Source organism: Pseudoalteromonas rubra (assembly GCF_000967655.1).
In the GTDB taxonomy this organism is placed as follows: domain Bacteria; phylum Pseudomonadota; class Gammaproteobacteria; order Enterobacterales; family Alteromonadaceae; genus Pseudoalteromonas; species Pseudoalteromonas rubra_A.
Genome location: NZ_JXYA01000002.1, coordinates 174,876 through 186,936 on the forward strand (window position 1 = coordinate 174,876; position 12,061 = coordinate 186,936).

The following is a 12,061-nucleotide window of genomic DNA, read 5'->3' on the forward strand; positions in this document are numbered from 1 at the left end:
TGCCGGGCTTTTTGTTGTTCGGGCGTTACATTAAGCAGGCTCAGCCACATTGGACTCAAACTTAAATGCCAGCTTCTTATCTTTAACCGAGATAGTAACCGTTCCCCCGTCTATCAGCTCACCAAACAAGATCTCGTTGGCCAGTGGCTTTTTAAGGTTATCCTGTATGACCCTCGCCATAGGACGCGCACCCATCGACTTATCGTAGCCAATGTCTGCTAACCAGTCTCTGGCTTCATTGGTCAAGTCAAGGCAAACTGACTTCTTATCCAGTTGCGCCTGAAGCTCAACAATAAATTTATCAACAACCTGCAAAATAACGTCTTTTTCAAGGTGGTTGAACCAAATAATGTTATCCAGACGGTTCCTGAATTCAGGAGTAAATACCTTGTTGATCTCAACCATGGCATCGTGCGAATGGTCCTGCTCCTGGAAGCCAATAGACTGACGCACTGTTTCCTGCACACCCGCATTGGTTGTCATTACCACAATCACATTACGGAAATCGGCTTTACGACCATTGTTATCGGTCAGCGTGCCATGATCCATCACCTGCAACAGAATGTTGTAAATGTCTGGGTGGGCTTTTTCGATTTCGTCCAGCAGTACCACAGAGTGTGGGTGTTTGATCACTGAATCTGTCAGCAAACCGCCCTGCTCAAAACCAACATAGCCCGGAGGCGCACCAATTAATCGACTCACTGCGTGGCGCTCTGAGTACTCAGACATATCAAAACGCACGAACTCTATGCCCATACACTTCGCCAGCTGCTTGGTCACCTCAGTTTTACCCACACCAGTAGGTCCGGCAAACAGGAATGAGCCTATAGGCTTGTCCTCACTGCCTAGGCCTGAGCGTGACAAACGGATCGCCGAAGTCAGCGCGTCGATTGACTCATCCTGACCGAACACCAGCATCTTCAGGTTACGATCCAGGTTCTTAAGCACTTCTTTATCGCTGGAAGACACATTCTGTTGCGGAATACGCGCAATCTTAGAGACAATTTGTTCTATGTCTGCAACACCAATGGTTTTCTTGCGCCGCGAGGCAGGCAACAGACGCTGGTTGGCACCGGCTTCGTCGATCACATCAATGGCTTTATCAGGCAAGTGCCGTTCATTAATGTATTTTGCACTCAGCTCAGCAGCTGCCTTCAAGGCTTTCTGTGTATAACGAATGCCGTGATGTTCTTCGTAACGCTCTTTCAGGCCGCTAAGGATCTTGGCAGTATCGGCAACACTCGGCTCTACAATATCAATTTTCTGGAAACGCCGTACCAGAGCACGGTCTTTTTCAAAAATATTTTTGAATTCGGAGTAAGTGGTTGAACCCAGACAACGCAGTTGGCCACTCGACAATAATGGTTTGATCAGGTTTGAGGCGTCCATCACGCCACCCGATGCCGCCCCCGCACCTATGATGGTGTGGATCTCATCGATGAATAAAATCGCATTGGGCTTTGCTTGTAATTCTTTGAGCAAGGCTTTGAAACGTTTTTCAAAGTCACCTCGATACTTAGTACCGGCCAGTAAAGCGCCCATATCAAGTGAATACACCACCGCATCAGCAATCACATCAGGCACCAGCTCATTGACAATACGATAAGCCAGCCCCTCAGCGATAGCCGTTTTACCAACCCCGGCCTCGCCGACCAATAATGGATTGTTTTTCTTTCTGCGGCATAAGACCTGAATGGTCCTTTCCACTTCCTGATCGCGCCCGACCAGCGGATCAATTTGTCCGGCTTTGGCCAGCACATTCAAATTGGCTGTAAAGTTCTCCAGTTTGGTTTTTTCTTCTGACGCTGTTTCATGACTTTCTTCATGCGCTTCTTCATTGTCTTCTGGCTCAGCTTCATCGTCAGATTTAGAAATGCCATGGCTGATATAGTTGACAATATCCAGGCGGCTCACATCTGCTTTTTTCAGCAGATAAACAGCCTGACTTTCTTGCTCAGAGAAAATCGCCACCAGCACGTTTACACCGGTCACTTCGTTGCGACCAGATGATTGCACATGGAAAACCGCACGTTGTAAAACACGCTGAAAACCCAATGTAGGCTGCGTTTCGCGGTCTTCTTCCAAGTCTGGAATTACCGGAGTCGTCTCATCAATGAACTCCGACAGTTCCCGTTTTAGCCCTTCTGTGTCAACGCCACAAGCATTCAATGCTTCACTGGCGGACGGGTTATCAATCAATGCGAGCAGTAAATGTTCTACCGTCATAAATTCGTGACGACGATTTCTTGCCTCACGAAATGCGGTATTCAGAGTAATTTCTAAGTCTTTATTTAGCATTGGCAACCCCCAACGAGAATATATAAGGTCATTCCTGCTCACAACTACAGAGCAGCGGGTGCTCGTGATCCCGAGCATATCGATTTACCTGCTCAGCCTTTGTATGGGCGATGTCGGCAGGGTACAGTCCACATACCGCTTTTCCCTCGTGATGTACTTTCAACATCACATCAGTTGCTCTTTCGCTATCCATATTGAAAAATGTCATTAAAACTTCAATGACAAAATCCATAGGTGTGTAATCGTCATTGTTTAAAATCACTTTGTACTTGCGCGGCGGTTGCAACTTTTGTTTCTGTTCCTCGCGGACCGCGTCAACCACACCAGATTCGTTTGTCCCACTCATAAAATATAGTCTTGTCTTATCAACTCAAGCAACTTGAATTGAAAAATAAATAAATTGTTAAAAAATCGCTTTAAAAACTTGACTGTCTGGCCAAATAAACTACAGTCTTTACCTAGCTGGACATATTAATCATATGGGCAGCTTAGCAAATTTCAAAGGTTAGATTAACTTAATTTAGTCAACTTATAGAAGGATGTAGAAGTATGGCTTGCGGAAAAGTCAAATGGTTCAACAATGCCAAAGGGTTTGGTTTCATCGTAGAAGACGGCAGCGAGGAAGATATCTTTGCCCATTACTCCACGATTGTAATGGATGGATACAAAACGCTTAAAGCTGGTCAGGATGTAACATTCGATCTGCAAGAAGGTCCCAAAGGCCTGCACGCTACCAACATCGCACCGCTTGCGGACGAAGTTGTGTAGGATTGCAATATTTTGGCACACTCAAAGCGGGTTACATTTGTTGCTCGCTTAATCCCTTTCATCAATTAGTCTCATTTCTTCCATCTTAGTTCATAAAATTTTATATCTTTATTAAATTGCATTAGCGACTTAGTCATTTGGTTGATACAATCCCCGCCGGTGTCAAACGAGCCAACTGATCTGGTATGCCAAAAGGTACGTCAGGTGTGTTAGATATTTTTATTGTGCCTGTGAGTAACAATACCTAACAAACTTGCTATATGCCGAACTCAACCATCAGTTTGATGACCTCTTATTGTGGTCAACAAACTGATGGTTGAATAAAGATCGTGTATGCGGATACGTCCTTGAATAGCAAGCTTTTGCTTTGTTGAACGGCTATTTAGCCCTAAACTATCTAGGAATGATGATGACATCAAAAATTATTTACACTAAAACAGATGAAGCGCCGGCTCTGGCAACTTATTCTTTATTGCCAGTTATCCAGGCTTACACCAAAGCGGCTGGTGTTGAAGTTGAAACCCGTGATATTTCACTGGCGGGCCGTGTCATTGCTAACTTCCCAGAATTTCTGAGCGAAGAGCAACGAATTGGTGACGCCCTGGCAGAGCTGGGCGAGCTGGCGAAAACGCCAGAAGCCAATATCATCAAACTCCCTAATATCAGTGCGTCTATCCCTCAGTTAAAGGCCACCATCAAAGAGCTTCAGGAAAAAGGCTATGCCCTGCCTGACTACCCGGAAGAGCCAAAAGACGACAAAGAAGCGCAGATCAAAGCAACTTACGACAAGATCAAAGGTAGTGCGGTAAACCCGGTACTGCGTGAAGGTAACTCTGACCGTCGTGCCCCTGCCTCTGTTAAAGCGTATGCGCGCAAAAACCCACATTCAATGGGTGCCTGGTCGAAAGACTCACAATCTTATGTTGCCAGCATGAGCGAAGGTGATTTCTTTGGCTCTGAGCAGTCAACCACCATCGCCGAAGCGACCGATGTTCGCATCGAGCACGTTGCTGCTGACGGCACAGTGTCTGTCCTTAAGCAAAGCACACCTTTGCTTGCTGGTGAAATCATTGATGCGTCACGCATGAGCGTTAAAGCACTACGCAGCTTCCTGGAAGCTGAAGTAGAAGCTGCCAAAGAAAAAGGCGTATTGTTCTCACTGCACATGAAAGCCACTATGATGAAGGTCTCTGATCCAATCATCTTCGGCCACGCTGTAAAAGTCTTCTATAAAGAAGTATTTGCCAAGCACAGCGAAACTTTCGAAAAGCTGGGTGTAGATGTTAACAATGGTATCGGCGACGTTTATAACAAGCTGGCCAACTTGGACGACGCAAAACGTGCAGAAATCGAAGCCGATCTTGCTGCGGTTTACGATGTACGTCCAAGCATCGCTATGGTTGATTCTGATCGTGGCATCACTAACCTGCATGTACCAAGTGATGTGATCATCGATGCATCAATGCCAGCCGCTATCCGTACCAGCGGTCAAATGTGGAATGCTGAAGGTAAACAACAAGACACCAGCTTTGTGATCCCGGACCGTTGCTACTCTGGCGTTTACCAGGCAACAATCGAGTTCTGTAAAGAGCACGGTGCATTTGACCCACGTACTATGGGCACTATCCCTAACGTTGGTCTAATGGCACAAAAGGCCGAAGAATACGGTTCACACGACAAAACATTCGAAGCACCTGCAGCAGGTCAAATCCGCGTGGTTGACCAGGCTGGTAACGTATTGCTGCAACACGACGTTGAGCAAGGCGATATCTGGCGTATGTGTCAGGTAAAAGATGCGCCTATCAAAGACTGGGTTAAGCTGGCGGTTAACCGTTCACGCGCTTCTAATACTCCTGCGGTATTCTGGTTGAACGAAAACCGTGCACACGATGCAGAACTAATCAAGAAAGTAAATGCCTACCTGCCAGAGCATGACACTGACGGCCTGGAAATTCACATCCTGGCGCCAGTTGAAGCCACTCAGTTCTCACTGGCACGTATGAAAGACGGCAAAGACACTATCTCTGTAACGGGTAACGTTTTACGTGACTACCTGACAGACTTGTTCCCAATCCTTGAGCTGGGTACTAGTGCGAAAATGCTGTCTATCGTACCACTGATGAATGGCGGCGGCCTGTTCGAAACAGGTGCGGGCGGCTCAGCACCTAAGCACGTTCAGCAGTTCGAAAAAGAAAACCACCTGCGCTGGGATTCACTGGGTGAGTTCCTGGCACTGGCTGCGTCTCTTGAACACCTGAGCCAGGCAACTGGTAACAGCAAGGCGCAAGTACTGGCTGATACTCTGGATGCAGCAACCGGTAAATTCCTGGACGAGAACAAGTCTCCTTCACGTAAAGTGAAAGAACTAGACAACCGTGGGAGCCACTTCTATCTGGCTATGTACTGGGCACAAGCACTGGCTGAGCAAACGCAAGATGCAGAGCTACAAGCCAAGTTCACCGACGTTGCGAAAGGTCTGACAGACAACGAAGCGGCCATCGTCAGCGAGCTGAACGATGTGCAGGGTCAGGCCATGAATATCGGCGGCTACTTCCAGCCAAACGAAGCGCAGGCAGCTGAAGCCATGCGCCCGAGCAAAACATTTAACGACGTACTAGCCAGCATGGCTTAATTCGTTACGTGTTCAAAAAAGGTGGCCCAACGGCCACCTTTTTTATTTAGCGCTAATTTTTGCTACACTCCCGCCATTGCACTATTAGCTAACTTCATCATTATGCCCGCTCCGCGCCCGAAAACCCGAACACATACAGCAAAACCAAGTCATGCTAAGCGCCCTACCAATAAGCGCCCCGGCTCTAAACGAACTATCAAACCAAAGCTTTCGCCAGATCAGGTCAAGGTCGTACTGTTCAACAAGCCGTTTGATGTTTTATGTCAGTTTACCGACGACCAAAACCGTCAAACTCTCGCCGATTTTATTGACATCAAAGAAGTCTATGCCGCAGGGCGGCTTGACCGTGATAGCGAGGGCCTGTTGTTATTGACTAACTGCGGCCGCTTGCAGCACAAACTCACTGAACCGGGCAAAAAAACCGATAAAACCTACTGGGTTCAGGTCGAGGGCGAGCCGGATGAAACGGCACTGCAGGCACTGCGTGACGGCGTCACACTCAAAGACGGCCCTACCCGCCCCGCTAAGGTCAGCCTGATCTGTGCACCAACCGTGTGGCCACGTAACCCGCCGATCCGAGAGCGGAAAAATATTCCAACCAGCTGGCTCGAGATCACCATCTCAGAAGGTCGCAATCGTCAGGTTAGACGGATGACCGCTCATGTTGGCCATCCGACATTGCGGCTTATTCGCTACCGGATCGGACCCTACACACTGGATGGAATTGAAAATGGCCACTATAAGGTGGTGAAAGCCTCGTGATCCGGCCACGAAAAACTCGTGATTAATCGGCCCGCGACTTCCGGGCACCTTGATTTACATGCTATAATGCAGCTCACTTTTTTGTAATTAAAATACACAGCGAGTTTATGAGCGATAACAGTCAAATTAAAGTCATCGTCGGTATGTCCGGCGGCGTAGATTCCTCCGTTTCAGCCTACCTGCTTAAACAGCAAGGTTATCAGGTTGAAGGCCTGTTCATGAAGAACTGGGAAGAAGACGACAATGACGAATACTGTGCCGCTGCTGAAGATTTAAAAGATGCTCAGGCTGTGTGCGACAAACTGGGTATTGAGCTACATACCGTCAACTTTGCCGCAGAATACTGGGACAATGTATTCGAGTACTTTCTTGCCGAATACAAAGCCGGCCGTACGCCAAACCCGGATATCATGTGCAACAAAGAAATCAAATTTAAGGCATTTCTTGAGTTTGCAGCCGAGGCACTGGGCGCCGATTATATTGCAACGGGTCACTATGTACGTCGTGAAGAGCGCGATGGCAAGTTTGCCATGTTGCGCGGACTGGACAACAACAAAGACCAGAGCTACTTCCTGTACACGCTCAGCCACGAGCACGTAGCGCAAACCTTGTTCCCGGTTGGCAATATTGAAAAACCAGAAGTACGCCGTATTGCAGAAGAACAAGATCTGATCACCCATGACAAGAAAGACAGTACCGGCATTTGCTTTATTGGTGAACGCAAGTTCAAAGACTTCCTGCAAAAATTCTTGCCAGCACAGCCTGGCAAAATTGAAGACAGCGAAGGCAATCATGTCGGTGAACATGAAGGCCTGATGTATCACACTTTGGGCCAGCGCAAAGGCCTGCTGATCGGAGGCATGAAAGAAGGTTCAGGTGAGCCCTGGTATGTCGTCGACAAAGACGTGGAGCGCAATGTGCTGGTTGTTGGACAAGGCAAAAACCACCCTCGCCTGTTCAGCAATGGACTCAACGCCAACCAGTTACACTGGGTTGATCGAGTCGGCCCGCAAGGCACCACACGTTGTACGGTTAAAACCCGTTACCGCCAGGAAGATATTCCATGTACCCTGCTGGTAGGTCAGGATGGTATGGCTCGGGTACTGTTCGATGAGCCGCAAAAAGCGGTAACACCAGGTCAGTCTGCCGTGTTTTATTTAGATGACGTCTGCCTGGGTGGCGGTATTATTGAGTCGGTGATCAAGTAATGCAACGTGAAGTCGTGATCCCCCTGGCAGCCATGTGTCAGATAGCCAAGCTTGTGCAAAAATGTGCCCGCTATGGCACTTTTAATCGTCATGAAGCGGACAGCTTGCTAAAAAGTATTACCATTACATCGCCAAAAAACCCACAAGATGTCTATGAAGATCCCAGTGCAGTGAAGCAAGGCTGTCGCGCGCTGGTTGATCAGCTGAGCGCACAAGGCGAAAAAGACGTCGAAATGGTTAAATACGTTGGCAGCCTGATGCAGCTAGAGCGTGCCCTGTCCGCCAACGACAAGGCTATGTCGGAACTTGGCAAACGTATCGAACAGCTCGACAGACAGTTACAACATTTCGACATTGTTGATGAGCAAATCATTGGGGCTCTGGCGGATATTTACAGCCAGGTCGTGAGTCCGGTTGGGCCGAAAATTCAAATTTTTGGTAAACCCGAGTTGCTCAAACAATCCAATGTACAACATCAGATCCGGGCCCTGCTGTTGGCCGGGATCCGCAGTGCAGTGCTGTGGCGTCAGCTCGGTGGTAAGCGTCGTCAGTTCTTCTTTGCGAAGAAGAAAATTATTGCTGCTGCACAAAGTTATATTTAAATATCGTTCAAAAAACCAATTAGTTAGGAGAAGTTATGGAGCTTTCGGCGTTAACCGCTATCTCTCCAGTGGATGGCCGCTATGGTAGCAAAACCAGTGAGCTGAGAAGTATTTTCAGTGAGTTCGGCCTGATCAAGTACCGCGTAACCGTTGAAGTGCGTTGGCTACAAGCCCTGGCCCAGGCCGCTGCAATCAACGAAGTTCCGGCTTTCAGTGAGCAGGCAAATGCCCTGCTCGACAGCATTGTTGATAACTTCAGCGAAGCCGATGCACAGCGAGTCAAAGAGATTGAGCGCACCACCAACCATGACGTTAAAGCCGTTGAGTATCTGTTAAAAGAGAAAGTGGCCGACAACGCTGAGCTTCAGGCTGTTAACGAGTTCATTCACTTTGCCTGTACCTCAGAAGACATTAACAACCTATCGCATGGTCTGATGCTCAGTGAAGCACGCGACCAGGTGCTGCTGCCCTACTGCGATAAGTTACTTGCAGCCATTAAAGAAAAAGCAATTGAATATAAATCGGTCGCTATGATGACCCGTACCCACGGTCAGCCTGCTTCTCCTTCTACTATGGGTAAGGAATTCGCCAACGTCTATGTACGCCTGCAACGTCAGCGCGAGCAAATCGCCAACGTTCAGATCCTGGGCAAAATCAATGGCGCCGTTGGTAACTACAATGCTCACCTGAGCGCATACCCAGACTATGACTGGCACGCGCACGCAGAGCAGTTTGTCACTAGCCTGGGCCTGACCTGGAATGCGTTTACTACACAAATTGAGCCGCACGATTATATCGCTGAGCTGTTCGATGCAGTGGCACGTTTCAATACCATTTTGCTCGACTTTGACCGTGACGTTTGGGGCTACATTGCACTGAGCCACTTCAAGCAAAAAACCATTGCAGGTGAAATCGGCTCATCAACCATGCCGCATAAAGTTAACCCAATTGACTTCGAAAACTCAGAAGGCAACCTGGGCATTGCGAATGCTATCTTCACTCACCTTGCACAGAAGCTACCAGTATCTCGCTGGCAGCGTGACCTGACTGACTCAACAGTACTGCGTAACCTGGGTGTTGGTATGGGTTATACCCTGATCGCCTACCAGGCAACGCTTAAAGGGATCAGCAAACTGGAAGTCAATGCCGATCGCCTGCTGGCTGAGCTGGATGACAACTGGGAGTTACTTGCAGAGCCAATCCAGACAGTAATGCGTAAATATGGTATCGAAAAACCATATGAGAAGCTCAAAGAGCTGACACGTGGCAAGCGCGTTAACCAGGAAATCATGGCTGAGTTTATCGATGGTTTAGACCTGCCAGAGCAAGTAAAAGCTGACATGAAGCTAATGACGCCAGCCAACTATATTGGCCGCGCCGAAGCCTTCATCGATGAGCTAAACTAAACTGAGTTAATCTCACCTAAGTCTGAGAAGCGAAAGTTGCGGCGCAGTGCCGAACTTTCGCTTTTTTATTGGAGCCCTTTATGTATCAGCTATCTCTCAATGCCCTCACCGAGGCAGCTTTCCTTACTCAGTATTGGCAAAAAAAACCGCTACTTATCAAACAAGGCTTTCAGGACTTTAGCGATCCGCTGTCTCCAGAAGAGCTGGCCGGTCTGGCAATGGAAGAAAACATAGAGTCGCGTATTGTCACTAATCATGACAATCACTGGGACGCACATCACGGACCGTTTGAAGATTTCTCTTTGCTTACAGAGCAACATAGTACGTTACTGGTACAAGCGGTTGACCATTGGCATCCACGGGCGGCGACTTTACTTGAGCCCTTTCGGTTTATTCCAAACTGGCGAATTGATGACTTAATGGTCAGCTTTTCAACGCCCGGAGGCGGTGTTGGTCCGCACCTCGACCAGTACGATGTGTTTATTATTCAGGGCCAGGGCAAACGACGCTGGCGTGTCGGCATGCCCGATGCAAGCCTGAAGCAATTTGCTCAAAACAAGAGTTTATTGCAGGTAGAACAGTTTGAAGCCATCATAGATGCCGAACTGGAACCCGGAGACATCTTATATATTCCACCCGGTTGCCCCCACGAAGGGTATGCAGTTGAAAATGCCCTGAACTATTCCGTCGGGTTCAGAGCGCCGGATCAGAAAGACCTGCTCTCCAGCCTCGCCGATCATTTGATTGACTCAGAGCTGGGTACGCAACGTTACAACGACCCGGACCTTACAATACGTGATTCCTTGGGTGAAATCAGCAGCCAGGATAAAGGGAAGATCCGTACCATGCTAGAGTCCGTATTACACAACAGTGAGATATTCGACGAGTGGCTCGGGCGCACCCTGAGTGAACCAAAGCACGAGATGGACTTAGCGCCATTAGACCCACCACTGTCAGTGGAATCCTTGCTGGAAGATATTACACCTGAAGATATTTTAGTACGCTCTGGTGGTGTCAGAGCTTTGTACCAGGTAACGACACAAGCCGTACTCCTGAGCGTGAACGGGCAAAATTTTGCTTTGCCTTTAGAGGTCTTACCAGCGGTTAAAAAGCTGACAGATCAAAACAATACCCCCATGTCTGCATTATTAGACTGCATTGACTGTTTGGAATTTAAACAAACTTTAACTACGCTTATAAACGATGGGTCCTTTTACATTGAGGACTGGGTGTAATTACCTGAATCTAAGGGTTAGTCACACAATAATAGGCATCGGCAAGGTCGGTGCCTTAATAATAAAGAGCACAGGCTGGTCCCTTGGTCAGGCGTGATTATGATGTTTGATGCGAGGCAATCATGAATTACCACGTCGATAGAGTGAGTTGGCAAAAAACTCAGGGACAACTGCGCCAAATCCGTGAACGAGTCTTCGTTTACGAGCTTCACCTTCCAAAAGAAGTAGAGTTTGATCAACACGATAAGACCGCAGAGCATGTGCTGGTGCGGGACGAAAATCAATGTCCGATTGGAACTGGCAGGTTATGTTGTGATGGTTTGATCAGCAGAATTGCTATCATCCGCTCACACAGAAACCGCGAAGCGTATCAGTCTTTGATCGGCTTTCTCAGTATTTTGGCAGAGCAAAAAGGGTATGAGAACGTCTTTGTGCAATGTATTTTGGACGAAGTACCCACTTTTTTAAAGTCTGGCTTTTCGAAACAGGGCAGCGTGTTTATGGAGGCAGGCATTCCAAGACAAAGAATGAAATGCCCGGTAAAAGAAATAAACTCTGAGCCCTTTACGATGCTTCATTAGCCCATAGCTGCTCATTGTCGGCAAGCTCATACAAACCTTGAGCATGGTGGATCAGAATATTGGCATAGTCGACCTGCATCGGGTCGACACGCTCTGCATTTAAGATTTTATCCGCTTTCATTTGCCATTGGTAAGAAAAATGCTTGAGCGCATCGCGCGCAGTAGCAGCGCCACTAACCGGCATGGAATCGGTGGGCATTTTCCCAGATATCACCCAGTAGCCCTTGCCTTTATTATCTTTTATTTTCCACACGCCACAGACAGGAGGCAAAGTGCGGGATTCTGTGGCCTGGATATTTAAACCGAGTATTCCCTTTTCTGCCAGGTATTTTTGAGCTGTCTGCAGAGCAGTGTGTTGCCATTGCGCAATTTGTTGTTGCAATTCTTCTTCATTAATTTGAGTATCTTGATTCGTCATTCTGGGTACTTCATTGTTATTTTTCCCTTACTGTAGGGATTATGTCAGCCAGATGCAAGACGGATCCCGATACAAATCTGCGTGTAGAGCGTGATTGGGCTGATAAACTATTTACATTTGCACAATAAACAGACTCGACTAGGATTAAAAG

11 protein-coding genes are annotated in these 12,061 nt (G+C 47.8%); 8 read left to right on the top strand and 3 right to left on the bottom strand.

The window, feature by feature from the left end:
* Positions 1–30: 30 nt before the first annotated feature.
* Both clpA and clpS read right to left on the bottom strand, forming a co-directional pair.
* Entirely contained in the window at positions 31–2,298 is a 2,268-nt protein-coding gene (gene clpA, locus TW77_RS01605; RefSeq protein ID WP_046003208.1) for an ATP-dependent Clp protease ATP-binding subunit ClpA, read from the bottom strand.
* Positions 2,299–2,326: 28 nt separating this feature from the next.
* Positions 2,327–2,644, bottom strand: a complete 318-nt coding sequence (gene clpS / locus TW77_RS01610) for an ATP-dependent Clp protease adapter ClpS (RefSeq protein ID WP_046003209.1) — start codon at positions 2,642–2,644, stop codon at positions 2,327–2,329.
* A 203-nt stretch (positions 2,645–2,847) separates the two neighbouring features.
* Between clpS and cspD the strand changes: the two genes are divergently transcribed.
* The 8 genes from cspD to TW77_RS01650 all read left to right on the top strand — a co-directional run bounded on the left by cspD (position 2,848) and on the right by TW77_RS01650 (position 11,492).
* Positions 2,848–3,066, top strand: coding sequence for a cold shock domain-containing protein CspD (cspD, locus tag TW77_RS01615; RefSeq protein ID WP_046003210.1), 219 nt, complete (start codon positions 2,848–2,850; stop codon positions 3,064–3,066).
* Positions 3,067–3,475: 409 nt separating this feature from the next.
* Positions 3,476–5,698, top strand: coding sequence for an NADP-dependent isocitrate dehydrogenase (locus TW77_RS01620; protein WP_046003211.1), 2,223 nt, complete (start codon positions 3,476–3,478; stop codon positions 5,696–5,698).
* 102 nt (positions 5,699–5,800) lie between these two features.
* Entirely contained in the window at positions 5,801–6,460 is a 660-nt protein-coding gene (locus TW77_RS01625; RefSeq protein WP_046003212.1) for an rRNA large subunit pseudouridine synthase E, read from the top strand.
* Between the two features lie 107 nt (positions 6,461–6,567).
* Complete coding sequence (gene mnmA, locus TW77_RS01630) at positions 6,568–7,668, top strand: tRNA 2-thiouridine(34) synthase MnmA (RefSeq protein WP_046003213.1); 1,101 nt, start codon at positions 6,568–6,570, stop codon at positions 7,666–7,668.
* Positions 7,668–8,270, top strand: a complete 603-nt coding sequence (gene hflD, locus TW77_RS01635) for a high frequency lysogenization protein HflD (RefSeq protein WP_046003214.1) — start codon at positions 7,668–7,670, stop codon at positions 8,268–8,270. Before mnmA ends, hflD begins: the two co-directional genes overlap by 1 nt.
* Positions 8,271–8,305: 35 nt before the next feature.
* Positions 8,306–9,676, top strand: a complete 1,371-nt coding sequence (purB, locus tag TW77_RS01640; protein ID WP_046003215.1) for an adenylosuccinate lyase — start codon at positions 8,306–8,308, stop codon at positions 9,674–9,676.
* Between the two features lie 80 nt (positions 9,677–9,756).
* Positions 9,757–10,911 (top strand): cupin domain-containing protein, encoded by a 1,155-nt coding sequence (locus TW77_RS01645; protein WP_046003216.1) that lies wholly within the window; start codon positions 9,757–9,759, stop codon positions 10,909–10,911.
* Positions 10,912–11,033: 122 nt separating this feature from the next.
* The gene (locus tag TW77_RS01650; RefSeq protein WP_046003217.1) at positions 11,034–11,492 is read left to right on the top strand and encodes a GNAT family N-acetyltransferase; all 459 of its coding nucleotides are present in this window, start codon (positions 11,034–11,036) and stop codon (positions 11,490–11,492) included.
* Here TW77_RS01650 and TW77_RS01655 read toward each other — a convergent pair.
* Positions 11,476–11,910 (bottom strand): DUF4826 family protein, encoded by a 435-nt coding sequence (locus TW77_RS01655; RefSeq protein ID WP_046003218.1) that lies wholly within the window; start codon positions 11,908–11,910, stop codon positions 11,476–11,478. The two genes, TW77_RS01650 and TW77_RS01655, sit on opposite strands and share 17 nt — an antisense overlap.
* Between the last annotated feature and the right edge of the window lie 151 nt (positions 11,911–12,061).

Bases quoted from the DNA above. Each gene is read 5' to 3' on its own strand.
- TW77_RS01650 (WP_046003217.1), top strand. From the start codon at position 11,034: ATGAATTACCACGTCGATAGAGTGAGTTGGCAAAAAACTCAGGGACAA.
- hflD (WP_046003214.1), top strand. From the start codon at position 7,668: ATGCAACGTGAAGTCGTGATCCCCCTGGCAGCCATGTGTCAGATAGCC.
- mnmA (WP_046003213.1), top strand. From the start codon at position 6,568: ATGAGCGATAACAGTCAAATTAAAGTCATCGTCGGTATGTCCGGCGGC.
- TW77_RS01655 (WP_046003218.1), bottom strand. From the start codon at position 11,910: ATGACGAATCAAGATACTCAAATTAATGAAGAAGAATTGCAACAACAA.
- TW77_RS01645 (WP_046003216.1), top strand. From the start codon at position 9,757: ATGTATCAGCTATCTCTCAATGCCCTCACCGAGGCAGCTTTCCTTACT.
- TW77_RS01620 (WP_046003211.1), top strand. From the start codon at position 3,476: ATGACATCAAAAATTATTTACACTAAAACAGATGAAGCGCCGGCTCTG.
- clpA (WP_046003208.1), bottom strand. From the start codon at position 2,298: ATGCTAAATAAAGACTTAGAAATTACTCTGAATACCGCATTTCGTGAG.
- cspD (WP_046003210.1), top strand. From the start codon at position 2,848: ATGGCTTGCGGAAAAGTCAAATGGTTCAACAATGCCAAAGGGTTTGGT.
- clpS (WP_046003209.1), bottom strand. From the start codon at position 2,644: ATGAGTGGGACAAACGAATCTGGTGTGGTTGACGCGGTCCGCGAGGAA.
- TW77_RS01625 (WP_046003212.1), top strand. From the start codon at position 5,801: ATGCCCGCTCCGCGCCCGAAAACCCGAACACATACAGCAAAACCAAGT.
- purB (WP_046003215.1), top strand. From the start codon at position 8,306: ATGGAGCTTTCGGCGTTAACCGCTATCTCTCCAGTGGATGGCCGCTAT.